The sequence below is a fragment of the Pseudomonas cichorii genome, assembly GCF_018343775.1.
GTDB lineage: Bacteria > Pseudomonadota > Gammaproteobacteria > Pseudomonadales > Pseudomonadaceae > Aquipseudomonas > Aquipseudomonas cichorii.
In genome coordinates, this window is the sequence record NZ_CP074349.1 from 250,864 (window position 1) to 275,639 (window position 24,776).

The window sequence follows — 24,776 nt, forward strand, 5'->3', positions numbered from 1 at the left end:
GGCCCGGCCTTATAAGCGTGTATAAGCTGTAACCTACGCGGGCAACCCGTATTAAGGAGTGGACTGTGAAAGCGTGGATCTTGATGTTGTTGGCCTTGTCGTTGCCTGCCCTGGCGCAGGAAGAAGCCAAAGAAGGTGAAGGCGAGCCCAAGGCGGCTTATGTGTCTCTGACGCCTCCGTTTGTGGGTAACTATGCCCTTGATGGCGGACCGAAGTTGCGCGTCTACAAGGCTGATATCGCCCTGCGCGTTACCGGCGCCGATGCCCAGGCGGCGGTCAAGCGTAATGACCCGCTGATCCGTAATCTGCTGGTTGCCCTGTTTACCCAACAGACCGTCGATTCCATGAGCAGCGCCGATGCGAAGGAAAAGATTCGTCAGGAAGCACTCAAGCAGGTCCAGCAAGTCATGACCAGTGAAGAGGGCAAGCCGATTGTTGAAGACTTGCTGTTCAACAACTTTATCGTTCAGTAACGCCCTCAGCGCAGTGCCAGGATCGCCGACCATTGTTCGGCGGTCACGGGCATCACAGACAGTCGGCTGCCTTTCTGCACGAGAGGCAGTTGTTCAAGCGTCGCTTGTTGTTTCAGGTAACCCAGCCCCAAAATTTTCGGGAAGATTTCCACGAAGGCGACATCGATTGCGCTCCATGGATTCTTTTCGGCGCTGGCCTTGGCGTCGAAGTAGTGACTTTCCGGCTCAAGGGCCGTGGGGTCCGGGTAGGCCGCCTCGATAATCCTGCCGATACCGGCAATTCCTGGCTCCGGGCAACTGGAGTGATAGAAAAAGAACTCGTCACCCACCGCCATGCTGCGCAGGAAGTTGCGGGCCTGATAGTTGCGCACGCCATCCCAGCGGGTTTTGTCGAGGCGTTGCAGGTCACTGATCGAGAGTTCGTCGGGTTCTGACTTCATCAGCCAATAGGCCATCGGGTGTTCTCCATGGAAATACACACCATCGGGATGTTTTTATGACAAACCGACAGTCGGTTGGCGCCACTATTTGCGTACTGGTTCACGTTATCGCAAAATGCCGCCTTTTTAAGCACCCTGCTGTTACATGGCCTTTACGAGAGCGGCTGTTGGCAGCGTATTGATTTGTCGAAGGAGGGCAGTCAATGAAACGCAAGCCGGATTTACTGTGGGTTTTAGTGGCATTGTTCGGCTTGGGTATCGTGACTACCGGTTATGCGCAGAGCCTGTGGGCCAACAAGGTGGATGCACCTGTCGAGATCACTCAGCAGCAACAAAAGGTGCCCGGGCGGCATTGATGCTTTAAGCTTCTTTCTTTTCCGGGGGCTATGCCTGTAGCTCCCGTCGCGTCACTTCTCTTCTTCCTGTTGTGCCAGATACCAGCGGCTGTCCGATACCGTGCCTTGCAGCGGAACATCCCAGCTTGCCTGCGCGAGCCGTTCGACTTTCTGACACTCATGGGCCAAGCCCAGCAGCAGCGGTTTTTTCCAGGTTTTTCGGCGTGCCAGATACGCCAGGCTGCGGTCATAGAAACCGCCGCCCATTCCCAGGCGTCCGCCTTCGTCATCGAATCCGACCAGAGGCATCAGGATCAGATCCAGTGCCCAGATCCTGCGTTGCCGTGCGCGATTGATACGCGGCTCCGGGATGCGAAAACGGTTGGGGATGAATTTCTCGCCAGGGCGCACGCGCTGGAAAACCATCTTGGTACGTGGCCAGGCATCGAGCACCGGCAGATAAGTCGCCTTGCCCCGACGTTGGGCGGCCCGCAGCAAAAGCCGGGGATCGATCTCGCCGTCCATGGGCAGATACAGCGAGACATGCCGGGCGCGGCGAAACAGGGGATGTTGTGCCAGTTGGCGATACAGGCCGCGAGCGGCTGCGCGTTGCTGGCCAGGACTCAAGGCACGACGCGCCTTGCGTAGCTGGCGGCGCAGTTGCGGGCGTGTGATTGTCGGGTTGCTGGTCATGAGCGCAAGGTCATGCAGGCTGATCCGTGAGGTTGAAACCAGATACGGAATCGACATTGCCAGACAGCTGGACTGGCAATGGATTGAATGAGGACTCCCCGACGAACCGCTGTCGGTGTAGCCCTTGAACCCGAAAGTTCAAGGTGGTGATTGCAGGAGGTCTTAAGGCTTTCCGTCAAGCGGACATGCACACCGACCCCAACGTGCAACCCCCGTGGTTGTGCGTATCGGCTCAGGGACATGACCGACTGGCAAGCACTCCAGGGAGCGGCGCAAGTATACAGAAACGTCTGCAAATAATCAGCTACGAGGTGAATCGGGTGTTGTCGGGGTGTCTGTGGCCAGCACCAGATCGACTCTTTCCAGCAAGTCGCGCACCTGTTCGCGGGTCGAACCGCTGGTTTGCACGTCAGGCAGATTCTGTTTGTGCAGCAGGTCGTGAGTGATGTTCAGGGCAGCCATGACCGCAATGCGGTCTGCGCCAATCACTTTGCCGCTGCTGCGGATTTCACGCATCTTGCCATCCAGGTAGCGGGCGGCGCTGACCAGGTTGGTGCGCTCTTCCTGAGGGCAAATGATCGAATATTCCTTGTCGAGGATTTGAACGGTAACGCTGTTGCCATTACTCATGAGTCTTGCTCCAGGGCCTTGAGGCGCGAAATCATGGACTCGACCTTCTGCCGGGCGATTTCGTTCTTTTCGATGAGGTGGGCGCGTTCCTCGCGCCAGGATTTTTCCTGAGCTAATAGGAGTGCATTTTGGCTTTTAAGTTGCTCAATGTGTTTGAGCAGCAATTCCAACCGGTTCATCAGGGCTTGCAGATCGGTGTCTTCCATTGTTTTCCACTGAATACTTTCTGATGAATGGCACGGAGTGAGGTAACGCCACTGCCTCTAACCGCCGTGTTGATGATCTTGTTGCGCGGATAGTCTAGGATACAAGGCCTTCATTCTAGACATTGCGCCGTTTGGCGACTAGCTGCCCATGCCCATTCAGAATTCCCCGTACAAAGCATTTGCCACTCTGCTCAATACCAGTGGTCATCCTGTTTCCCCTGCCGAACTGCACGGCCTGTTGCTGGGGCGCAGTTGTGCCGGTGCCGGCTTCGATAGCGAAGGCTGGTTTGCCGATGCTTCCGTACTGCTTGAAACCGAGCCTGAGGACAATGTTCGCCAGGCGCTGATTGGCTTGCAGGAGATGGTCAAGGGCGAACTCACCGGCGATGACATGACGGTCGTGCTGTTGCTGCCCGGCGATGACGAGCCGCTGACCGAGCGCGCTGCTGCACTGGGTCAATGGTGCCAGGGTTTCCTGTCGGGCTTTGGCCTGGCGGTCGGAGATGCGGTGCTGAGCATCGAAGCCACTGAAGTGTTACAGGACTTGGCTGCAATCGCTCAGGTTCAGGATGCACTGGAAGAATCCGAAGACGGCGAAAGCGATTACATGGAAGTCATGGAATACCTGCGCGTCGCACCACTGCTGCTGTTCACCGAGTGCAGCAAGGCCGTTGCGCCACAGCCCAAGCCTTCCCTGCACTGATTGCTCATCACGGCGCGCCGGCAGGGTTTCTACAGACCTGACCGGCTCGCTCCACCAAGGGACCCCGTCTGCCCATGATCTCTATCCCGAAGTCCGAATACGCCCGCCGACGCAAGGCCCTGATGGCCCAGATGGTGCCCAACAGCATCGCCATTCTTCCGGCCGCGGCTGTTGCGATTCGCAATCGTGATGTCGAGCATGTCTACCGGCAGGACAGCGATTTCCAGTACCTGAGCGGCTTTCCCGAGCCCGAAGCTGTGGTGGTGTTGATTCCGGGGCGTGAATATGGCGAGTACGTGCTGTTTTGTCGTGAACGCAACCCGGAGCGCGAGTTGTGGGATGGCCTGCGTGCAGGCCAGGAAGGCGCCATTCGTGATTTCGGTGCAGATGATGCGTTTCCGATCAACGATATCGACGACATCCTGCCGGGCCTGATCGAAGGGCGCGAGCGGGTTTACTCGGCCATGGGCAGCAACCCTGAATTCGACCGGCATCTGATGGAGTGGATCAACACCATTCGCTCCAAGGCGCACCTGGGTGCGCAGCCGCCGAACGAGTTCGTTGCGCTGGATCATCTGCTTCACGACATGCGCCTGTATAAATCGGCAGCGGAAGTGAAGGTCATGCGTGAGGCAGCACAGATTTCTGCACGCGCCCATATCCGGGCGATGCAGGCCAGCCGTGCGGGGCTATATGAATTCAGCCTGGAAGCCGAGCTGGATTACGAGTTTCGCAAGGGCGGGGCAAGGATGCCGGCCTACGGGTCCATCGTCGCGTCGGGCCGTAATGCCTGCATCCTGCACTATCAGCAGAACGACGCGCCGCTCAAGGAGGGCGATCTGGTGTTGATCGACGCCGGTTGCGAGATCGACTGCTATGCCAGCGACATCACTCGCACCTTTCCGGTCAGCGGGACATTCTCGGCAGAGCAGAAGGCAATCTACGAACTGGTGCTCAAGTCTCAGGAAGCGGCGTTCGCGGCCATCGGACCGGGCAAGCACTGGAACCAGGCACACGAGGCGACGGTCAGGGTTATTACTGCCGGGCTGGTTGAGTTGGGCCTGTTGCAGGGCGATGTGGACGAGTTGATCGAGACCGAAGCGTACAAGCCGTTCTATATGCACCGTGCCGGGCACTGGCTGGGCATGGATGTGCATGATGTCGGCGAATACAAGGTCGGCGGCGAATGGCGGGTACTGGAGGTCGGCATGGCGCTGACCGTGGAGCCTGGGATTTATGTCTCTCCCGACAATCAGAACGTCGCGAAAAAATGGCGAGGTATCGGTGTGCGAATCGAGGATGACGTAGTGGTGACCAAGAAGGGGTGTGAAATTCTTTCTGGCGGCGTGCCCAAGACTGTCGCTGAAATCGAGGCCCTGATGGCCGCTGCACAGGCTCAGGTCGCATGAGCCGCTTCAATCTTGCCATCATCGGTGGCGGTCTGGTGGGTGCCAGCCTCGCTCTGGCCTTGCAGGCGGGCGCCAAGGCGCGCGGTTGGAAAATCGTCCTGATCGAACCTTTCGCCCCCGGCGACAGCTATCAGCCCAGCTACGATGCACGCTCTTCGGCGCTGTCGTTCGGGGCGCGGCGCATTTATGAACGCCTTGGCCTGTGGCATCAGATTACCCGGCGCGCCGAACCCATCATGCAGATTCAGGTGTCCGATCGCGGGCGCTTCGGTGCGACCCGTCTTGCTGCCATGGAAGAAGGCGTGCCGGCGCTGGGTTATGTGGTGGAAAACGCCTGGCTGGGCCAATGCTTGTGGGCGGGGCTGGATCGGGAGGTCGTGACATGGCGCGTGCCCGCCGAGGTTACGCACATGCAGGCCCTGGCCGGCGGCTATCGATTGACCCTCAATGACGAAACCGAACTGGAATGTGATCTGGCGGTGCTGGCCGATGGTGGCCGCTCCAGCCTGCGCGAACAGTTGGGTATTGGCGTGCGCGAACGCTCTTATGATCAGAGCGCCTTGATCGCCAACATCACCCCGAGCGAAGCCCATTGCGGACAGGCGTTCGAGCGCTTCACCGATGACGGTCCCATGGCTCTGTTGCCATTGCCGGAAAATCGCTGCGCGCTGGTCTGGACCCGCAAGGGCAACGACACCCAGCGGCTTGCGGCGCTGGATGACCGCAGCTTCCTCAGTGAACTGCAGAATGTATTCGGTTACCGCCTGGGCACCTTGCGTCAGGTCGGTTCGCGGCATGTGTATCCGCTTTCCCTGGTGGAAGCCGAAGAGCAGGTTCGTTCGCATCTGGTCGTGCTGGGCAATGCCGCCCACAGCCTGCACCCGATTGCCGGTCAGGGGTTCAACCTGTCGCTTCGTGATGCCGACGCCCTGGCTGAAGCATTGCTGGAAAGCGACAAGTCGCCGGGTGATCTGGCGACTTTGTTGGCCTATCGTGAAAGGCAACGCCTCGATCAACAGATGACCGTGGGCTTTTCCGACAAGGTCACCCGCCTGTTCGGCAGCACACAGCCTGTGGTCACCGCAGGCCGCAACCTGGGGTTGCTGGGGCTGGACCTGCTGCCGCCCGCCAAACGCTGGTTCGCCCGTCAGGCCATGGGCCTGGGGACTCGATCCGATGTGTGACCCACAAACTTTCAGAACACGGCCACGGCCGCAAGCGAGAACGATCTAAGCATGGAAACCCGCGCAGATGTGCTGATTGTCGGAGCCGGAATGGTCGGCAGCGCCCTTGCATTGGCCTTGCAGGGCAGCGGCCTGGATGTGGTGGTGGTCGATGGCGGCCCGCTGAGCGTCAAACCCTTCGACTCGCAATCGTCCTTCGAGCCCCGCGTCAGTGCTCTGTCGGCAGCCAGCCAGCGGATTCTGCAGCGTCTTGATGTCTGGGAAGGCATCACCGCCCGTCGCGTCAGCCCTTATGGGCAGATGCATGTGTGGGACGGCAGCGGCACTGGCGAAATCCATTTCTCAGCGTCCAGCGTGCATGCTGAAGTGCTGGGTCATATCGTCGAGAACCGTGTGGTGCAGGACGCTCTGCTGGAACGACTGCACGACAGCGATATCGGTTTACTGGCCAATGCCCGTCTGGAGCACATGCGTCATTCCGGTGACGACTGGCTGCTGACCCTGGCCGACGGTCGCCAGTTGCGTGCGCCGCTGGTCATTGCTGCCGATGGTGCCAATTCGGCTGTACGCCGCCTGACAGGCACACCGACCCGCGAGTGGGATTATCTGCATCACGCCATCGTCACCAGCGTGCGAACGGCCGACTCCCATCGCAAGACCGCCTGGCAGCGTTTTACCGACGATGGTCCGCTGGCGTTCCTGCCGCTGGAGCATGAAGAAGAGCACTGGTGTTCCATCGTCTGGTCGGTGACGCCGCTTGAAGCCGAGCGCCTGATGGCGCTGGATGACGAAACCTTCTGCCGCGAACTGGAGCGGGCTTTCGAGGGCCGTCTGGGGCAGGTGCTGACTGCCGACCCGCGAGTGTGTGTGCCGTTGCGTCAGCGTCACGCCAAGCGCTATGTCGCGCCGGGGCTGGCGCTGATTGGCGATGCCGCCCACACCATTCACCCGCTGGCCGGTCAGGGCGTGAACCTGGGCTTTCTCGATGCTGCCGTACTGGCTGAAGTGTTGCTGCATGCCGCTGAGCGTGGTGAGCGGCTGGCCGATGTCCGTGTGCTCGGCCGTTACGAGCGCCGCCGCATGCCTCACAACCTGTCATTGATGGCGGCCATGGAAGGTTTCGAGCGCCTGTTCCAGGCCAATCCGCTGCCGTTGCGCTGGTTGCGCAACACGGGTTTGAAGCTGGTCAACCAGATGCCGGAAGCCAAGGCCATGTTCGTGCGCGAAGCGTTGGGATTGTCCGGAGAGCTCCCGGAACTTGCCCGCCTGTAGGGGCGAATGAATTCGTTCCTACAGGGGTTTGAAACATCTGGTAACGCCTCGGGTGGTAGTTCGATTGTGATCGAAAATGGGATTAACTACCATTTCGCCTCATTTTTTGAACGCGAGAGACTCCCATGCAGGCTAGCAAGCGTCTTCTGGCTGCTTTGACACTGACCGTGCTCGGCAGCACTGCCCAGGCTGCCGATGAGGTCGTGGTGTACTCATCGCGTATCGATGAGCTGATCAAGCCTGTCTTCGATGCCTACACGGCCAAGACCGGTGTGAAGATCAAGTTCATTACCGACAAGGAAGCCCCGCTGATGCAGCGCATCAAGGCCGAAGGCGAAAACGCCACGGCTGACCTGCTGCTGACCGTCGATGCCGGTAACCTCTGGCAGGCCGAGCAGATGGGGATTCTCCAGCCGTTCACCTCGCCGGTGATCGACGCCAATATCCCGCCCCAATATCGTTCCTCCAGCCATGCCTGGACCGGCCTGAGCCTGCGGGCGCGGACCATCGCCTACTCGACGGATCGCGTCAAGCCTGCCGAACTGAGCACTTACGAAGCCCTGGCAGACAAGAACTGGGAAGGGCGCCTGTGCCTGCGCACGGCCAAGAAAGTCTATAACCAGTCCCTGACGGCGACCCTGATCGAAACCCATGGCGCCGAAGCATCCGAGAAGATTCTCAAGGGTTGGGTCAATAACCTGTCCACCGATGTGTTCTCCGATGACATCGCGGTGCTTGAGGCAATCAATGCCGGGCAATGCGACGTCGGTATCGTCAACACCTACTACTACGGTCGCCTGCACAAGGAAAACCCGGACCTGGCGGTGAAGCTGTTCTGGCCGAACCAGTCGGACCGCGGCGTACACGTCAACCTGTCGGGTATCGGCCTGACCAGGCATGCACCACACCCCGAAGCTGCCAAGGCGCTGGTGGAGTGGATGACGGGGCCAGAGGCACAAACCATCTTTTCCGGTACTAACCAGGAGTTTCCGGCCAACCCGAAAGTCGCGCCATCGGCAGAGGTTGCGAGCTGGGGCGCGTTCAAGGCTGACACCATTCCGGTCGAAGTGGCGGGCAAGCGTCAGGCCGAAGCGATTCGCATGATGGATCGTGCTGGCTGGAATTGATTTAATACCCGCCACACCCTCGTAGTGGCGAATTCATTCGCTCCTACGAGGTTCTCCATGATTTTTGAGAATCCCCCTTGGCCCATCCCGTCCAACGCCGCTGGTATCCCCTGGTTTTTGCCATCGCCGCTTTGGTGCTGCTGCCGCTGAGCGTGCTGTTGCTGTCCTGGGAGACCATCGACCGGGAGATCTGGTCCCATCTGCTGGAAACCCAGATGGTTCGCCTGCTGAGCAATACGCTGATCCTGGTACTGGGGGTTGGCGTCGGTGTCACGGTGTTGGGCGTCAGTCTGGCGTGGCTGACCAGCCTCTGCGAGTTTCCCGGCAGGCGCTGGCTGGACTGGGCCTTGATGCTGCCGTTCGCGATTCCGGCGTATGTGCTTGCCTTTGTCTTTGTCGGCCTGCTGGATTTCTCCGGTCCGGTGCAAACCCTGATGCGGGAATGGTTCGGCAGCGGCCTGCGACTGCCTCGTGTGCGCTCCACGGGCGGGGTGATCATCGTTCTGGTGCTGGTGTTCTATCCCTACGTCTATCTGCTGGCGCGCACGGCATTCCTGGCCCAGGGCAAAGGCCTGATGGAAGCTGCGCGGGTGCTGGGGCAATCGCCGTTGCAGGCTTTCTGGCGGGTGGCGCTGCCCATGGCGCGTCCTGCAATCGGCGCCGGTGTGGCGCTGGCGCTGATGGAAACCCTGGCGGATTTCGGCGCGGTGTCGGTATTCAACTTCGATACGTTCACCACCGCGATCTACAAGACCTGGTACGGGTTCTTCAGCCTGTCCAGCGCGGCGCAGCTGGCGAGCCTGTTGCTGCTGGCGGTGATGGTGGTGCTCTATGGCGAACGCCGCGCCCGTGGGGCCAGCCGCACGACCAACGAACGACCGCGAGGCAAGGCGCTCTACCACCTGCGGGGTATTAAAGCGCTGGCGGCCAGTGGCTGGTGCGGTCTGGTTTTCATCTGCGCCTTTGCCGTGCCCATGCTGCAGTTGATCGTCTGGGTCTGGCAGCGGGGCCGTTTCGACCTGGATGAGCGTTATACCGGCCTGATCCTGCATACGCTGTATCTGGGCGGCATCGCTGCGCTTATAACCGTCGGCGTGGCGCTGATTCTGGTTTTTGCCCGACGCATGGCGCCCACTCCGGTGATTCGCTCCGGCGTAAGCCTGGCCAATCTCGGCTATGCACTGCCCGGTTCGGTACTGGCTGTTTCGATCATGCTGGCCTTCAGTTACCTGGACCGGCAACTGGTTATCCCGCTTTCCGGTTGGCTGGGCGGGGCTGGCAAACCTTTGCTGCTGGGCAGTCTGTCGGCTCTGGTGCTGGCCTATCTGGTGCGCTTCATTGCAGTGGCCTATGGGCCGCTGGAAAACAGCTTGTCGCGGATTCGTCCTTCGCTGCCGGAGGCTGCTCGCAGTCTGGGTGTCAGTGGACCAAAGTTGTTTTTCAAAGTGTATCTGCCGCTGCTGGTGCCGGGTGCATTGAGCGCGGCGCTTCTGGTCTTCGTCGACGTGCTCAAGGAGATGCCTGCCACCTTGCTCATGCGTCCTTTTGGCTGGGATACCCTTGCTGTGCGTATCTTCGAGATGACCAGCGAAGGGGAATGGGCGCGTGCGGCCCTGCCGGCCTTGACGCTGGTGCTGGTCGGGCTGTTGCCCGTGATCGGGTTGATCCGGCGCTCGGCGCGTCAGATTGGTTAGTCACTCCCCATACGGCTACAATGCGCCGCAATCGGTGCGGTCTGTCAGACCGTTCGGCGCGCTGTCATTTGCTGCATACCTCTATTCACGAGGGGCTTGCCTTTGATCTGCCTGTCCGCACCTTCGCCACGCCCGGAAGGAGAAACCCATGGGACAGCGTACCCCACTCTTTGACCTGCACCTCGCGCTTGGCGCGAAGATGGTCGATTTTGGTGGCTGGGACATGCCGTTGCATTACGGATCGCAAGTCGAAGAGCATCATCAGGTACGCCGCGATTGCGGAGTGTTCGATGTCTCTCACATGCATGTGATCGATGTCATGGGCAGTCAGGCAAAGGCCTGGTTGCGTTACCTGCTGGCCAACGACGTAGAACGGCTGAAAAGTCCGGGACGTGCGTTGTACAGCGCCATGCTCGATACCCGTGGCGGTATCGTCGACGACATGATCGTCTACCTCACCGCCAGCGGTTATCGCCTGGTGGTCAATGCGGCAACCGGTGCCAAGGACATGGCCTGGATGCAATCGCACCTCACCGGTTTCGATGTGCAACTGATCGAGCGCACGGGGCTGTCCATGCTGGCAATTCAAGGGCCACGGGCCAGAAGCCGGATTGCCGAACTGGTGTCCAGCGCTCGCGCCGAAACCATTCATCAGCTCAAGTATTTTGAAGCCCGTGACGATGGCGACTGGTTCATTGCCCGCACCGGCTACACCGGTGAAGACGGTCTGGAAATCATGCTGCCAGCCGAGCAGGCTCCCGGTTTTTTCAACGATCTGGTCGGCGCAGGCATTTCCCCTGTCGGTCTGGGCGCACGAGACACATTGCGTCTTGAGGCAGGCATGAACCTGTATGGGCAGGACATCGACGAAAACGCTTCGCCGCTCGTCTCGAACATGGCCTGGACCATTGCGTGGGAGCCGGCAGAGCGTGATTTCATCGGTCGCGATGCACTGGAAAGCGAGCGTGCCGCAGGCGTGGCCTCGAAACTGGTGGGGCTGGTGCTCGAAGAGCGCGGCGTGTTGCGGGCGCGTCAGGTCGTGCGTATCGCAGAAATTGGCGAAGGAGAGATCACCAGTGGTAGTTTCTCTCCTACGCTAAGCAAATCGATTGCCCTGGCACGTGTTCCGATGGCGACTGGCGACCGGGCCGAAGTCGAAATCCGCGGCAAATGGTATCCGGTGCGTGTCGTGCAGCCAGCGTTTGTACGTCATGGCAAAACCCTGATCTAACCTATCTGGCGGGTTTTCCGCTGACTCGATGTAGAGGATGACTAAATGAGCAATATTCCCGCCGAACTGCGTTTTGCCGAAAGCCACGAATGGGCGCGTCTGGAATCCGACGGCACGGTAACCGTGGGTATCTCCGATCATGCTCAGGAAGCGCTGGGCGATGTGGTGTTCGTCGAGCTGCCGGAAGTGGGCAAGGTTTTCGCCGCCACTGACGCTGCTGGTGTGGTCGAGTCGGTCAAGGCTGCTTCCGATATCTACTCGCCTGTTGCGGGCGAAGTCATTGCGGTCAATGAAGAATTGGCCGACGCTCCGGAATTGCTGAACAGCACTCCGTACGAAGCCTGGATCTTCAAGCTCAAGCCAAGCGATGCCACCGCCGATCTGGCAAAACTGCTGGATGCTGCCGGTTACAAAAACGCCATCGGCGAGTAACCCCCGGGGCAAAAAAATGCCGCTCGAATGAGCGGCATTTTTCATGGGGCCGATTACTGGTTTTCAGCGACCAGGTTCTTGGCCAGAATCGCGTTGGCCAGTTCCATGTCCGTGGCTTTCAGGCCAGGATTGTCAGTGCGCACCTGCTGGATAGCCGCTTCCAGGAATGGGCCGCGGATGCCGCCATTGCTGGCGACGAAGCTGCCTGCGTCATCCTGTGCGGCGACGATCAGCTTGTGATCCTTGAAGGTCAGGTAAGTCGAACCGGTGGTGGCACCGGAAGAAATCACGTTACGCCAGAAACCGTCGGCCATCGCTGAACCGACCGGAAGTGACAGTAAGGCACATGTGATGACAGCAAGTTTGAGACGCATGGTGTACTCCGACTGTGGTTGTTCTGAGGGGTTGGATAGCCGGAGCAGCACATGAGTTCAATTTAAGTCGAGGGCCTCGACCTTCAAGATCACACCGTCCTGACCAATGACCTTGACCAGGCTGCCCTCAGGCGCGTCCGGTCCTGTCACGATCCAGACGCTGTCAGCCGCCTTGATCTTGCCCCTTCCATCGACAATGGCGGTCTGGACGGTGAAGGTGCGCCCTATCAGTTCCTGCCCGCGCATGTTCAGCCCTGGCTGATCCGATGGACGGGCCACGCTGCGTTGCCGATGCCACCAATAGGCGGCAGTCAGCACGGAAAACAGGGCGAAAAGCAGAAACTGCAAGGCCCATGGCATGCCGGGCATGACGAAAGTCAGGACGCCGACCGATGCTGCCGCAATGCCGATCCACAGCAGATACCCGCCTGCACCGAACACCTCAAAGATCAACAGCACCGTGCCCAGCCCGAGCCAGTCCCAGGCCGACAGGTTTTGCAGGAAATTCATCGTCCTTGCCTCAGGCTTTCGGGTTGTTGAAGGTGGCTTTGACGATTTCTCCGATCCCGCCCACCGCACCGATCACCTGGCTGGCCTCCAGCGGCATCAGGATGACTTTGCTGTTATTGGCAGAGGCCAGTTTGCCCAGTGTCTCGACGTACTTCTGGGCGACGAAGTAGTTGATGGCCTGTACGTTTCCGCCAGCAATCGCTTCGGATACCACTTGGGTGGCCCGCGCTTCAGCTTCGGCCTGACGTTCCCGGGCTTCAGCCTCCAGAAATGCGGCCTGACGACCACCCTCGGCTTCCAGGATCTGCGCCTGCTTCTTGCCCTCAGCGGTAAGAATCGCAGAGGCGCGCAAGCCTTCGGCTTCCAGGATTTGCGCACGCTTGATCCGCTCGGCCTTCATCTGGCCGGACATCGCCGCCATCAGGTCTGCGGGTGGGCTGATGTCCTTGATTTCGATACGGGTGATCTTGATGCCCCAGGGCGCGGTGGCTTCATCGACCGTGCGCAGCAGGCGCTCGTTGATGTTGTCACGCTGACTGAGCATCGCATCCAGCTCCATGGAGCCGAGCACGGTACGGATGTTGGTTTGCAGCAGGTTGCGGATGGCGTGTTCGAGGTTGTTCACCTCATAAGCGGCCTGTGCCGTGTTGACCACCTGAAAGAAACATACGGCATCGATCTGCACGGTGGCGTTGTCGGCGGTGATGACTTCCTGGGGTGGAATATCCAGCACACTTTCCATGACGTTGATCTTGTGCCCGATGCGGTCCATCACGGGCACAATGATATTAAGGCCCGGTTTCAGGGTGGTCGTGTAGCGCCCAAAGCGCTCAACCGTCCACTGGAAGCCTTGCGGCACAACCTTGAAGCCCATGAAGACAATCGCAACTGCCAAACCTACGAATAACAGCACTACACTGCCGATTTGCATAACCTTTCCCTGTCGATTTCTGATGTTGAGTTCGTTTCTTTAGCGCTGCTCGCTCTGTGGCGTGACACGCAGCACTTCCTCCAGGGTCGTCAGCCCTGCCGAGACTTTTTGCGCGCCGGACAATCGCAGGCTGCGCATGCCCTCCTTGAAGGCCTGCCGACGCATGGCGGTCAGGTCCAGGTCGGCGCTGATCAAGGCTTTGACGCTGTCGGACATAAGCATGATCTCGTAGACGCCGGCGCGTCCACGGTAACCTGTTTCACGACATTCCACACAGCCGACGGCCTGATGTGCGCCGCTTGGCACGGGAGCCTGCCAGGGGCGTGTCAGGGTCTGCCAGTCGGTTTCATTCAGGTTGATCGGAGCCTTGCAGTGCGGGCACAAGGTACGCACCAGACGTTGCGCCATGACACCCAGAATGGTGGCCTTGAGCAGGTAATGCGGTACGCCGAGCTCCAGCATACGGCTGATGGCGCTGGGGGCATCGTTGGTGTGCAGGGTCGAGAGCACCAGGTGGCCGGTCAGCGCGGCCTGAATCGCCATCTCTGCGGTTTCCAGGTCACGAATCTCGCCGATCATGATGATGTCCGGATCCTGCCGCATCAGGGCTCGCACACCACTGGCGAAGGACAGGTCGATATTGTGCTGGACCTGCATCTGATTGAAGGCGGGTTCCACCATCTCGATGGGGTCTTCGATGGTGCACAGATTGACCTCGGAGGTCGCCAGCTTCTTGAGTGTGGTGTAGAGCGTGGTGGTCTTGCCCGAACCGGTCGGGCCGGTGACCAGAATGATGCCGTTGGGCTGATTGGTCATGCCCTGCCAGCGTCGCAAGTCATCGCTGGAGAAGCCCAACTGATCGAAATCCTTGAGCAGCACTTCGGGGTCGAAGATCCGCATCACCATTTTTTCGCCGAACGCGGTGGGCAGGGTCGAGAGCCGTAATTCCACTTCGCCGCCATCGGGCGTGGTGGTCTTGACCCTGCCGTCCTGCGGCTTGCGCTTTTCCGCGACGTTCATCCGGCCCAGGCTTTTCAGGCGGCTGACCACCGCCATGGTGACCTGTGACGGGAACTGGTAGACGTTATGCAGCACGCCATCGATACGAAAACGCACGGTGCCTTGCTCGCGGCGTGGCTCGATATGGATATCGCTGGCGCGTTGCTGGAAAGCGTACTGGAACAGCCAGTCCACGATATTGACGATATGCGCGTCGTTGGCGTCGGGTTCCTGATCGCTGGCACCCAGCTTGAGCAGTTGTTCGAAGTTGCCCATGTTGCTGGTTTTCAGATCTGTCGCATTGGCACCGCTGACAGATTTCGCCAGCCTGAAGAACTCCACCGTCACGCGCTGGATATCGACCGGGTTGGCCACCACGCGCTTGATAGTCAGCTTCAGCACATGGGCCAGGTCCTCTTCCCAGGCGCGCACATAAGGTTGCGCGCTGGCGATGGTCACGGATTCGCGATCCACGGCCACGGCGAGGATTTTGTGTCGCTGGGCAAAGGCATACGACATCAAGGGCATAACGGCCGCGACATTGATTTTCAGCGGATCGATACGCATATACGGCTGGTCACATTGCTGTGCGAGCCAGTTGGTCAGGGTTTCCAGGTCGAGCTTCTTGCCTGCGCGCTTGAGGTCATCGAACTGCAGGGTCGCAATGAACTCCAGCGGATGAAGCTGGATATTGGCCGCGCTACGGCGCTGGGTGAGGGCTGTTTCTGCGTCGTTCTGACTCAGGACGCCTTGGGCGACCAGATCACGTAGCAGGTCGTTCAGATCGAGCCAGCGATCCTGTGACGATGGGGCGAGGACTGCCATGCGCGCTCCTTGAGGCAATTCATCATCGGACGATGAGCAAGAATAGTCTTCAAGCGTGCCAGTGTTGAGCTCTCTATGCGACCAGGAATTACGAATGTTTGCGAGACACTTCAGCCAGCGACCAGTGCAACATGTTGATGAGCGGCTTGCTGGGCGTGGATTTGCTCCAGTTCCACCGAGCATACATCGATCAGATTGCGCATTTTTTCGCCAATCACCTGAGCTCGATGCCAGCTTAGCCCGTCGACTGCTACATCGATGGCCAGCAACCCGTCCTGCCGTGAAACAATGACGTTCTGCGGTGTCAGGTATTGCAGGGCAAACAGGTTCAGGACCTGACACAGCAGCGCCGGTTCGGCTTCGGCCAGCACCTGATAGCGTGCGCTACAGGACATGTTGGCAGGTGACCAGGTGTCCGGGCGAAGTTCTGATGCTGCAATGGCTTCAAGGTTGGGCATACTGGGCTCTCCTGTATTGAGTGGAGGAATTCTTGCACGCCGAAACGGAAATTTCTGGTCTATGATCAATAGGTTTAGGGTTTTTTGGAATTATTAATGCGCAATATGGATTTTAAAGGGATTGTTTATGCAAGTTGAGCTGGATGCTTACGACCGCAAGATACTGGCATTGCTACAAGAGGATGCCTCGCTCTCCAGTGCCCAGGTTGCAGAGAAAGTGGGTTTGTCGCAGTCGCCCTGCTGGCGGCGTATACAGCGGCTGAAGGATGAGGGCGTGATACGGCGCAATGTGACACTGCTGGACCGCAAGAAAATCGGCCTCAACACGCAGATCTTTGCCGAGGTCAAACTCAACGCCCACGGGCGCTCGAATTTCACCGAATTCACCGATTCGATCCGCGGCTTCCCTGAAGTGCTGGAGTGTTACGTGCTGATGGGCTCGGTGGATTTCCTGCTGCGCATCGTGACGTCGGATATCGAGGCGTATGAGCGGTTTTTCTTTGAAAAACTGTCGCTGGTGCCGGGGATTCAGGAAGTGAACTCGACCGTGGCGTTATCCGAGATCAAGTCCACAACCAGTTTGCCGATTGTGAAGTAGGGTTTCTTCGCGACTGAAGTCGCTCCTTCACAGACCGTGTGAAAACTACTGCGCTCGGTCATGCTGCGTTGAAAACAGGCTCGGAATGCTCATTTACAGCCAGTAAAGTCGAGCGCGACTCCGACCGTTCCTCGCCTGTTTTCGCTTTGCCTGACCTTCGCTCGCTACGTTTTCACACGGTCTGTACGGTTGTAGGGGCCAATTCATTCGCGAAAATGATGCATCACATACGCAACAGAAGCTTCCAGACGCGGCTCTGGAATACGGTCAGCGCCTGTTGTACGCGAGCATCGAGGACCTCATCACTGATGTCCTGGTGGGCCAGTTGCTCCAGCTTGTTCAATTCGCCATACAGACGATCCAGTTCCGGCAGGTCCAGTGCGCCACGTGCCCAGTGCAGCCAGACCTGGATGCGTTCGATGCGTGGCAATTGCTCGGCCAGGTCTTCGGGTTGCTGCTGGTAGCGGCCCAGTTGCAGAGCGGTCGCTTCGTCGGCGAGCAGGCGTGGCAGCCAGCTTGCCAACAGCGCTGCGCCCTGGCGGTTGCCGCGGTTGCTGCGCTCGGCGGTCCAGCTGCGGTTCAGCAGCCAGCGCGAAGTGTTCAGCGAGAACTCGCCCCAACGGGTGTCCAGCAACTCATCGAGAAATTGCTCGTGAGCTGCGCCGCGTACGTCTTCATCTTCCTGACCGGCCTGTACCAGCGGGCGCCAGTCTTCCAGCAGGGCATCCAGCGCGGCTCGCAGTTGTGCGGTAGAGGCGCGAGGCGCAGCCTGGCCCAGGCTGCTGGTCAGTGAACGCAGTTCCCCCAGCAACTCGACCCATTCCTGCAGCAGACGCCAGTGGCCGTTGAAGCGATATTGCTCGGCCAGGCGCTGGCTGCTGCCCAACAGATGCCAGGCCAGCGCCGCATAGGCATCGTCCAGTGGTGTTTCGGCTTCCAGTTTCGGTGCTGGCAGGCTCAGGGAGTAGCTGTTGGCATCGAACAGGCGATAGCCGCGTTCGGCCTTGCTGATATCGCAGGGCATCAACGGCAGGGTGGCGGCCAGTTCAGCGGCCAGATCCAGGAGCGCGGCAGATTCGCCTTCGCGCAGCTCAAGTTCCAGTTCGCAGATTTCTTCTTTCTGCTTGCCGGCCACGACCTGGCCCAGGTCCAGAGCAGCCTCGATCACGACCTTGGTCTTGCCACGGCCCCAGGAGATTTCTGCCTTTTCACGAATGAAGTCGGTGGTGAACAGTGGCTTGATGGTTTTCTTGTCCAGATCCGCCAGTTGCTCGGGCCAGCAGTCGCCTTCGAGTTTTTTCAGGTCCAGCTTGGCCTTGGCCAGATCCCAGTTGAATTCGTTGCGCTCGGACAGGCCGGCCACGCTTTGGCCACGGGTCTTCATGGTCTGGATGATCTGATCGCCGTCGCGACGGATGCGCAGAGCGACCCTGGCCTTGGCCAGATCACGCTCAGGGGTGTCGAAATACTGGTTCGACAGCTCGATACGCTCCCAGCCACTTTTGTTGCGTTTCTTCAACAAGGGGTGCTCGCGCAGTGCAACGAGGGTCTCGCGGCTGACGCGGAGTTTGATTTCTGTTTCTTTTTGCATGGCCGGGAAGTCCAAACGCTGATGCTGATGACGGGAGCGCAGCCAATGATTGACGGCTGCTGAGGGCGGCAGTGTACAGGACATGGCTCGCAACGGTTTATTCCGCAGGTGCTATGGCCCTATGATGGTCCGTGTTCCGTCCCGATTACAGGAAGCATACATGCCCTTGCCGTCCATGAAAGATCAGTTCGCCGCGTTGATTGCCGTGCCTTCGGTGAGCTGCACCCAACCTTCGCTGGATCAATCCAACCGTGCGGTGATCGATCTGTTGGCGGGGTGGCTGGGCGATCTGGGCTTTGCCTGCGATATCCAGCAGGTTTCGCCGGGCAAGTTCAACCTGCTGGCGACTTATGGCTCGGGCCCCGGCGGGCTGGTGCTGGCCGGACACAGCGATACCGTGCCTTTCGATGAAGCGCTGTGGAAAACCGATCCGCTGAAACTGACCGAGGTCGATGGCCGCTGGGTCGGGCTGGGCAGTTGCGATATGAAGGGTTTTTTCGCGCTGGTGATCGAGGCCGTGCGCGGCCTGCTCGATCAGCCGTTCAAGCAGCCTCTGCTGATTCTTGCCACCTGCGACGAAGAAAGCTCCATGGCTGGCGCACGAGCTTTGGCCGAGGCCGGTCGGCCGCTGGGGCGTGCAGCGGTAATTGGCGAGCCCACCGGGCTCAAGCCGATTCGCTTGCACAAGGGCGTGATGATGGAGCGTATCGAGATTCTCGGGCGCAGCGGCCATTCCTCTGACCCAAGCCTGGGGCATAGCGCGCTGGAAGCCATGCATGACGCCATCAGTGAACTCAAGGGCCTGCGCCAGCAATGGCAGCGCGAATACCGCAACCCGCAGTTCAGCGTGCCGCAACCGACCATGAACTTCGGCTGCATTCATGGTGGCGATAACCCGAACCGGATTTGCGGCCAGTGCTCGCTGGAGTTCGACTTGCGCCCATTGCCGGGCATGGACCCCGATGCGCTGCGCGCCGCCATCCGTCAAAAGCTGCAACCGCTGGCCGAGCTGCATCAGGTGCAGATCGATTACGCACCCCTGTTCCCGGAGTGCGCGCCGTTCGAGCAGGCAGCGGATGCGGAACTGGTTCGCATTGCAGAACGTCTGACAGGTCATACGGCTGCAGCAGTAGCATTTGGCACCGAAGCGCCTTATCTTCAGCGCCTTGGCTGCGAGACACTGGTTCTGGGCCCTGGCGACATCGCCTGCGCGCATCAGCCGGGTGAGTACCTTGAAATGTCACGCCTGGAGCCTACAGTGGTTCTGTTGCGTCAGTTGATTCAGCATTACTGCCTGAGCCCCCAGTAAACCGGGCCAGACACAACCCCACAGAGAAGGAGATTGCGCGTGTTGCCAAGCCTGTTCCGACGATAACCACCACAGCGTTGTGCGTGTTTCTGTCTTTCGTCCATTCTTTTACAGGCTCTTTCGGTTATGCCCGATTACGTTAACTGGCTTCGTCACGCGTCTCCTTATATCAATGCCCACCGCGATTGCACCTTTGTCGTCATGCTCCCCGGCGATGGTGTCGCGCACCCCAATTTCGGCAATATCGTCCACGACCTGGTGTTGCTGCACAGCCTGGGCGTGCGACTGGTGCTGGTCCATGGTTCGCGTCCGCAGATCGAAAGCCGTCTGGCCCAGCGCGGCCTGACACCGCGTTTCCATCGCGACATGCGCGTGACGGATGCCGAAACCCTGGAATGCGTGATCGATGCGGTAGGGCAACTGCGTATTTCCATCGAAGCGCGTCTGTCCATGGACATGGCGGCTTCGCCGATGCAGGGCTCACGCCTGCGGGTGACCAGCGGCAACGTGGTCACGGCTCGACCTATCGGTGTGCTTGAGGGGGTCGATTATCAGCACACCGGCGAAGTGCGCCGTGTCGACCGCAAAGGTATCAACCGCCTGCTGGACGAGCGTCACATCGTGCTGCTGTCGCCATTGGGCTATTCGCCGACAGGCGAGATCTTCAACCTCGCCTGCGAAGACGTCGCGACCCGCGCAGCCATCGACCTTGCGGCGGACAAACTGCTGCTGTTCGGTGCCGAAACCGGCCTGCTGGATGAACAGGGCCGTCTGGTGCGTGAACTGCGCCCTCAGCAAGTGCCTGCTCATCTCTTGCGTCTGGGCAACAACTATCAGGCCGAACTGCTGGATGCTGCCGCCGAAGCCTGTCGCGGCGGTGTGGGCCGCAGCCATATCGTCAGCTATGCCGAAGACGGCGCGTTGCTGAATGAGCTGTTTACCCGTGATGGTGGCGGTACGCTGGTTGCGCAAGAGCAGTTCGAGCTGGTGCGTGAGGCGGCCATCGAAGACGTGGGCGGCCTGATGGACCTGATCACGCCGCTGGAAGAGCAGGGGATTCTGGTACGTCGCTCCCGTGAAGTGCTGGAGCGCGAGATCCAGCAGTTCAGCGTGGTCGAGCGTGAAGGCCTGATCATTGCCTGCGCGGCACTCTATCCGATTGCCGATTCCGAGGCCGGTGAGCTGGCGTGTCTGGCGGTCAACCCGGAGTATCGCCACGGCGGACGCGGGGATGAGTTGCTGGAGCGTATCGAAAACCGTGCCAGGGCTTTGGGCTTGAAGACGCTGTTCGTCCTCACCACTCGCACCGCACACTGGTTCCGCGAGCGGGGCTTTGAACCCAGCACCGTCGACCGTCTGCCCAGCGCACGAGCGTCGCTTTACAACTATCAGCGTAATTCGAAGATCTTCGAGAAAGCGATCTGATTGCTTGCGAATGAACCCGCTTCGGCGCGATGCCGGAGCGGGTTCATTCGCGAATGCCTAATAGCCTTGCCCACGATCCACTTGCCCTTCCATTGACTCGCCCCGCTCGAACCGACGAATGTTTTCCAGCAAGCCTGCAAATGCGCTTTCCGGTTGGGTCATGGCGGCGACATGGGGTGTCAGCAGAATGTTCGGGTGTTTCCAGAACGGGTGATCGCTGGCAGCCGGTTCCTTATGCAGCACATCCAGTACGGCGGCGCTGAGCTGGCCGCTGTCCAGCGCGGCCAACAGGTCGTCTTCCACCAGATGTTTGCCGCGCCCCATATTGATCAGCGCCGCGCCTTTGGGCAGGTGCTTGAAGAGTTCACGGTCGAGGATGCCTTCGGTCTGTTCGGTCAGTGGCAGCACACACAGCAGGATGTCGCACTGCGCCAGGAACGTGGGGAGTTGTTCAGGTCCCGCATGGCAGTCGACGCCCTCAATACGATGCTCACTGCGTGCCCAGCCTGACAAGGCAAAGCCGAAGCCTTTCAGGCTCCCGAGAATATGCTGCGCCTGCAAACCGAGCCCCATGACGCCGATGCGCCGTTTATGCGCCGGAATCAGCGGGTGAGCCTGCCAGCGGCCTTCGATCTGCTGTTGGCGATAGCGCAGCATTTCGCGGTGCAGGGTCAGCACGGCGAAGCAGGCGTATTCGCACATGCCCTGGCTGATGCCGGGGTCTAGCAGGCGCACCACCGGCAGTGATTTCGGGATACGGCTCAGGTCCAGTTGATCGACACCCGCCGACAGAGCGAACAGCACCTTGAGGTTGGGCAGCGCGTGTTCCAGATCATCGGGAGCCAGCCAGGCCGCCAGATAGTGGATGTCCTGCGGGTCGCCAATGTCCGGCCATGCGCGCCACTCGATATCGGGAGCGTGCTCGGCGAACAAGGCTCTCCAGCGCTCGCTGCGGGCAGGATCGGCTTTATAGAGCAGAGCGGGCATGGGCATTTCCTGAGCGTGAAAGGGGGCTTCCATCATGCCTCAAGGCTGGAGCAGGATCTGTTGAAAGAGGCCCGGCAAAAAGGTGGCTCAGCCTGTAAACAGGGCGTTGCGCGGCAGATTGCATGGCCAGAAGGAATCTGCCGTTTGCAAGGGTGAAAACAGTGGATATGGGCATCTGGAGGGGCAAGTTCGGCGTAGATCGTTTCGCTGAACGCTTAACCTGAACAGCATCGCAATCACGTGCCGATTGCCCGGCCCACTACAGGTAAAGCCATGAACAGCAAAGTCGACGAAACACCTCATCTGCTCCGTCAACGCGATCAGTTCGTACCCCGTGGCGTGGTCACTGCTCACCCGCTGGTCATCGATCGTGCGCAGGGTTCCGAATTGTGGGATGTCGATGGCAAGCGCTATCTGGACTTCGTTGGCGGCATCGGTGTGTTGAATATCGGCCACAATCATCCGAATGTCGTCAAGGCCGTGCAGGGCCAACTGGAAAAGGTCACCCATGCCTGCTTCCAGGTGGTTGCCTACCAGCCTTATGTGGAACTGGCCAAACGTCTGAGCAACCTGGTGGCTGGTGACAGCGGCATCGACCACAAGGCTGTTTTTTTCACGTCCGGCGCCGAAGCGGTCGAGAACGCGGTGAAAATTGCCCGCGCCCACACCAATCGCCCGGCGATCATTTCGTTTCGTGGCGGTTTCCATGGTCGCACCTTGCTGGGCACGACCCTGACTGGCATGAGCCAGCCCTACAAGCAGAACTTCGGGCCGCTGGCACCTGAAGTGTTCCACACCCCGTATCCCAACGAATACCGTGGCGTCACGGGTGAAATGGCCCTGGCTGCGCTGCATGAATTGCTGGCTACACAAGTTGCGCCGGATCGCGTAGCCGCCATCATCATCGAGCCTGTGCAGGGCGATGGCGGTTTTCTGGCCGCGCCAGTGGAGTTCCTGAAAGCGCTTCGGGCCTTGACCGAGCAGCACGGCATTGTCCTGATTCTCGATGAAATCCAGACCGGTTTTGGTCGTACGGGCACATGGTTCGGTTTCCAGCACGCTGGCATTCAGCCGGATCTGGTGACCGTTGCCAAAAGCCTGGCGGGCGGTCTGCCGCTGTCGGGTGTTGTCGGACGTGCCGGGATCATGGACGCACCGCTTCCGGGCGGCCTGGGTGGCACCTATGGCGGCAATGCTCTGGCCTGCGCCGCAGCCCTGGCGGTCATCGATACCTACGAACAGGACAACCTGCCTGAGCGCGGCGAGCAACTGGGGCACTACCTGCGCGCCGGCTTGCTCAAGCTTCAGTCCCGCTACTCCTGCATTGGCGACGTACGTGGTCCCGGCTTCATGCTGGCGATGGAAATCGTCAAGGACGATGCTGCGCGCAGCCCGGATGCCGACCTCAATCAGCAACTGATCGACCAAGCCCGCATTGGCGGCCTGCTGGTGATCAAGTGCGGCGTGTATCGCAATGTGCTGCGCTTCCTTGCGCCCCTGGTGACGACTGAAGAACAGATCGACGAAGCCCTGACCATCCTCGACGGGGCCTTGGCACGAGTATTGAAGTCTTAGTCGTCGCTCAAGCCCGGTCGCGCAGGTGTTCACACTGCGTGGCCGTGGGTACTGAATGTTTAATGGAGGCTTGACCTGTCATGGCGCTGACTGATTACCGGGCACTGTTGATCGACTGCGATGAAGTTCTGGTGGACCGCGATTCCGGTGTCTGGTCGGCGTTGCAGCCATTGCTGGAACACAGCACTAACAAGCCCGACAGGGAGCAGGTGCTGACGGCGTTCGCAGAGGCCGTGAGTGCGCTTTATCCGCGTTTCGGAGAACTGGGTTTCAGTGGTCTGCTGTGTTTTGCCCACCGACAACTGGCCGAGCGCTTCGGCGCAAGGGTCACTTGGGAAGAAGGCATGGCTTTCGCGCGTTCGGTGGACACCTGGACGCTGTTCGAGGATGCGCCGGGTGCCATGCTGTACCTGCGCAAGTTTTACCGGCTGCTGGTTTATGCCGACCGCGATGCTCAGGATCGCAATGCCTTGTGCGAACGTCTGGGACTGGAACCCGACAGCTTGTTGTCGCTGACCACTCACCCGCTGGATGACACGACCTGGCTGGCCGAGATGGATCTGCACCCGAGTGAAACCCTGCTGGTGTCACGGCCTCCCGCGTCAGCGCTGGGCAGCGGCGGTCTGTGCCTGATCCGTCGCGACCGTGTCGAACATCGTCAGCCTTGCCCCGCCGATCTGTGTATCAACAGCATGGCCGACCTTGTGGCGCAGCATCAGTTGTCTTTAAGGCGCTGATTTTGCTAGAAGAGAGCTTTGGTGAACGGCAATCAAGAGGTAGCTGATGGAAGGCCTGGTCAAACTGGATCGTATTGATATCAATATCCTGGTCGAGCTTCAGAAAGACGGTCGCATGACCAACGTCAGCCTCGCAGATGCTGTAGGCCTGTCAGCCAGCCCTTGCCTGCAACGGGTCAAGCGCCTGGAATCGGCCGGTTATATCTCTAGCTACAAGGCTCACCTGAACCTCGCGAAGATCACCGAATCGGTCACGGTGTTCACCGAAATCTCCCTCAGCGACCACAAACGCGAAGACTTTGCCAAGTTCGAGGCCAATATCCGACACGTGGACGAAGTGCTCGAATGCCATCTCATCAGTGGCGGTTACGACTATCTGGTGCGCTTCATGACCCGCAGCATCCAGCACTATCAGGAAGTGATCGAGGAGTTGCTGGACAAGAATATCGGCATCTCCAAGTACTTCAGCTACATCGTCATCAAATCCCCTGTCATGAAAGACGGTGTGCCTTTACGCAAGCTTTTGCGTCATTGATAGCTAAAGGCCAATAGCCGAGTTGCGCAAAGTCACCGATTTGACACATTCTGTTGCGTGTCACTTGGTTGTCCTATGACTTGGCCGTGATTT

General features: G+C 59.5%; 27 protein-coding genes and 1 other RNA gene. 16 read left to right on the plus strand and 12 right to left on the minus strand.

All coding sequences use genetic code 11. The features are described from left to right. The first annotated feature begins 65 nt into the window (after positions 1–65). Positions 66–473: a flagellar basal body-associated protein FliL gene (locus KGD89_RS01205; RefSeq protein WP_025258004.1), complete on the plus strand. Its 408-nt coding sequence runs from the start codon at positions 66–68 to the stop codon at positions 471–473. A gap of 5 nt (positions 474–478) precedes the next feature. Here KGD89_RS01205 and KGD89_RS01210 read toward each other — a convergent pair whose 3' ends face one another. Beyond that, positions 479–928, minus strand: coding sequence for an EVE domain-containing protein (locus KGD89_RS01210; RefSeq protein WP_025258005.1), 450 nt, complete (start codon positions 926–928; stop codon positions 479–481). Positions 929–1,116: 188 nt separating this feature from the next. Here KGD89_RS01210 and KGD89_RS01215 point away from each other — a divergent pair, with 188 nt between their 5' ends. Continuing rightward, positions 1,117–1,269 (plus strand): hypothetical protein, encoded by a 153-nt coding sequence (locus tag KGD89_RS01215; RefSeq protein WP_038399728.1) that lies wholly within the window; start codon positions 1,117–1,119, stop codon positions 1,267–1,269. A 51-nt stretch (positions 1,270–1,320) separates the two neighbouring features. Here KGD89_RS01215 and KGD89_RS01220 read toward each other — a convergent pair whose 3' ends face one another. The 4 genes from KGD89_RS01220 to KGD89_RS01235 all read right to left on the minus strand — a co-directional run bounded on the left by KGD89_RS01220 (position 1,321) and on the right by KGD89_RS01235 (position 2,777). Next, positions 1,321–1,941, minus strand: a complete 621-nt coding sequence (locus tag KGD89_RS01220) for a 5-formyltetrahydrofolate cyclo-ligase (RefSeq protein WP_025258006.1) — start codon at positions 1,939–1,941, stop codon at positions 1,321–1,323. A gap of 91 nt (positions 1,942–2,032) precedes the next feature. Further along, a non-coding RNA gene (gene ssrS / locus KGD89_RS01225) (6S RNA) lies at positions 2,033–2,211 on the minus strand. A gap of 30 nt (positions 2,212–2,241) precedes the next feature. Next, a complete protein-coding gene (locus tag KGD89_RS01230; protein WP_025258007.1) occupies positions 2,242–2,571 on the minus strand; it encodes a cell division protein ZapA in 330 nt (109 codons plus the stop codon). Continuing rightward, entirely contained in the window at positions 2,568–2,777 is a 210-nt protein-coding gene (locus tag KGD89_RS01235) for a TIGR02449 family protein (RefSeq protein ID WP_025258008.1), read from the minus strand. Before KGD89_RS01235 ends, KGD89_RS01230 begins: the two co-directional genes overlap by 4 nt. A gap of 148 nt (positions 2,778–2,925) precedes the next feature. Here KGD89_RS01235 and KGD89_RS01240 point away from each other — a divergent pair, with 148 nt between their 5' ends. The 8 genes from KGD89_RS01240 (at position 2,926) to gcvH (ending at position 11,829) form a co-directional block, all read left to right on the plus strand. Next, a complete protein-coding gene (locus tag KGD89_RS01240; protein ID WP_025258009.1) occupies positions 2,926–3,480 on the plus strand; it encodes a YecA/YgfB family protein in 555 nt (184 codons plus the stop codon). 74 nt (positions 3,481–3,554) lie between these two features. Then, positions 3,555–4,889 (plus strand): Xaa-Pro aminopeptidase, encoded by a 1,335-nt coding sequence (pepP, locus tag KGD89_RS01245; protein ID WP_025258010.1) that lies wholly within the window; start codon positions 3,555–3,557, stop codon positions 4,887–4,889. Continuing rightward, a complete protein-coding gene (gene ubiH / locus KGD89_RS01250) occupies positions 4,886–6,073 on the plus strand; it encodes a 2-octaprenyl-6-methoxyphenyl hydroxylase (protein WP_025258011.1) in 1,188 nt (395 codons plus the stop codon). Before pepP ends, ubiH begins: the two co-directional genes overlap by 4 nt. 51 nt (positions 6,074–6,124) lie before the next feature. Beyond that, positions 6,125–7,345 carry a 2-octaprenyl-3-methyl-6-methoxy-1,4-benzoquinol hydroxylase gene (locus tag KGD89_RS01255; protein WP_025258012.1) on the plus strand — a complete coding sequence of 407 codons (1,221 nt, stop codon included), beginning with the start codon at positions 6,125–6,127 and terminating at the stop codon, positions 7,343–7,345. 125 nt (positions 7,346–7,470) lie between these two features. Then, entirely contained in the window at positions 7,471–8,472 is a 1,002-nt protein-coding gene (locus KGD89_RS01260) for an extracellular solute-binding protein (protein ID WP_025258013.1), read from the plus strand. 77 nt (positions 8,473–8,549) lie between these two features. Next, positions 8,550–10,166, plus strand: a complete 1,617-nt coding sequence (locus KGD89_RS01265; RefSeq protein WP_025258014.1) for an ABC transporter permease — start codon at positions 8,550–8,552, stop codon at positions 10,164–10,166. Positions 10,167–10,314: 148 nt separating this feature from the next. After that, the gene (gene gcvT, locus KGD89_RS01270; protein ID WP_025258015.1) at positions 10,315–11,397 is read left to right on the plus strand and encodes a glycine cleavage system aminomethyltransferase GcvT; all 1,083 of its coding nucleotides are present in this window, start codon (positions 10,315–10,317) and stop codon (positions 11,395–11,397) included. Between the two features lie 45 nt (positions 11,398–11,442). Further along, entirely contained in the window at positions 11,443–11,829 is a 387-nt protein-coding gene (gene gcvH, locus KGD89_RS01275) for a glycine cleavage system protein GcvH (protein ID WP_025258016.1), read from the plus strand. Between the two features lie 53 nt (positions 11,830–11,882). Here the strand turns inward: gcvH and KGD89_RS01280 are convergent, their stop codons facing one another. The 5 genes from KGD89_RS01280 to KGD89_RS01300 all read right to left on the minus strand — a co-directional run bounded on the left by KGD89_RS01280 (position 11,883) and on the right by KGD89_RS01300 (position 15,926). Further along, positions 11,883–12,203, minus strand: a complete 321-nt coding sequence (locus tag KGD89_RS01280; protein ID WP_025258017.1) for a DUF2388 domain-containing protein — start codon at positions 12,201–12,203, stop codon at positions 11,883–11,885. 57 nt (positions 12,204–12,260) lie between these two features. After that, entirely contained in the window at positions 12,261–12,713 is a 453-nt protein-coding gene (locus tag KGD89_RS01285) for an NfeD family protein (RefSeq protein WP_025258018.1), read from the minus strand. A gap of 10 nt (positions 12,714–12,723) precedes the next feature. Continuing rightward, the gene (locus KGD89_RS01290; protein ID WP_025258019.1) at positions 12,724–13,644 is read right to left on the minus strand and encodes an SPFH domain-containing protein; all 921 of its coding nucleotides are present in this window, start codon (positions 13,642–13,644) and stop codon (positions 12,724–12,726) included. Positions 13,645–13,683: 39 nt separating this feature from the next. Next, entirely contained in the window at positions 13,684–15,468 is a 1,785-nt protein-coding gene (locus tag KGD89_RS01295; protein ID WP_025258020.1) for a GspE/PulE family protein, read from the minus strand. 110 nt (positions 15,469–15,578) lie between these two features. Further along, the gene (locus KGD89_RS01300) at positions 15,579–15,926 is read right to left on the minus strand and encodes a hypothetical protein (protein WP_025258021.1); all 348 of its coding nucleotides are present in this window, start codon (positions 15,924–15,926) and stop codon (positions 15,579–15,581) included. Between the two features lie 127 nt (positions 15,927–16,053). On the opposite strand from KGD89_RS01300, the gene KGD89_RS01305 reads away from it, so the two are divergent. Beyond that, positions 16,054–16,524 (plus strand): Lrp/AsnC family transcriptional regulator, encoded by a 471-nt coding sequence (locus KGD89_RS01305; protein WP_025258022.1) that lies wholly within the window; start codon positions 16,054–16,056, stop codon positions 16,522–16,524. Positions 16,525–16,747: 223 nt separating this feature from the next. Here KGD89_RS01305 and KGD89_RS01310 read toward each other — a convergent pair whose 3' ends face one another. Next, the gene (locus tag KGD89_RS01310) at positions 16,748–18,115 is read right to left on the minus strand and encodes a CYTH domain-containing protein (protein WP_025258023.1); all 1,368 of its coding nucleotides are present in this window, start codon (positions 18,113–18,115) and stop codon (positions 16,748–16,750) included. A 160-nt stretch (positions 18,116–18,275) separates the two neighbouring features. Between KGD89_RS01310 and argE the strand changes: the two genes are divergently transcribed. Both argE and argA read left to right on the plus strand, forming a co-directional pair. Then, positions 18,276–19,424 (plus strand): acetylornithine deacetylase, encoded by a 1,149-nt coding sequence (gene argE / locus KGD89_RS01315; RefSeq protein WP_025258024.1) that lies wholly within the window; start codon positions 18,276–18,278, stop codon positions 19,422–19,424. Between the two features lie 126 nt (positions 19,425–19,550). Then, positions 19,551–20,849: an amino-acid N-acetyltransferase gene (gene argA / locus KGD89_RS01320; protein WP_025258025.1), complete on the plus strand. Its 1,299-nt coding sequence runs from the start codon at positions 19,551–19,553 to the stop codon at positions 20,847–20,849. Positions 20,850–20,906: 57 nt separating this feature from the next. On the opposite strand, the gene KGD89_RS01325 is transcribed toward argA, so the two are convergent. Next, positions 20,907–21,836, minus strand: coding sequence for a 2-hydroxyacid dehydrogenase (locus tag KGD89_RS01325; protein WP_025258026.1), 930 nt, complete (start codon positions 21,834–21,836; stop codon positions 20,907–20,909). Between the two features lie 273 nt (positions 21,837–22,109). On the opposite strand from KGD89_RS01325, the gene gabT reads away from it, so the two are divergent. The 3 genes from gabT (at position 22,110) to KGD89_RS01340 (ending at position 24,683) form a co-directional block, all read left to right on the plus strand. Continuing rightward, on the plus strand, positions 22,110–23,411 hold the full coding sequence (gene gabT, locus KGD89_RS01330; RefSeq protein ID WP_025258027.1) for a 4-aminobutyrate--2-oxoglutarate transaminase: 1,302 nt from the start codon (positions 22,110–22,112) through the stop codon (positions 23,409–23,411). Positions 23,412–23,491: 80 nt separating this feature from the next. Then, positions 23,492–24,148: an HAD family hydrolase gene (locus KGD89_RS01335; protein WP_025258028.1), complete on the plus strand. Its 657-nt coding sequence runs from the start codon at positions 23,492–23,494 to the stop codon at positions 24,146–24,148. A 46-nt stretch (positions 24,149–24,194) separates the two neighbouring features. Next, the gene (locus KGD89_RS01340; protein WP_002555947.1) at positions 24,195–24,683 is read left to right on the plus strand and encodes an Lrp/AsnC family transcriptional regulator; all 489 of its coding nucleotides are present in this window, start codon (positions 24,195–24,197) and stop codon (positions 24,681–24,683) included. The last annotated feature ends 93 nt before the right edge of the window (positions 24,684–24,776 follow it).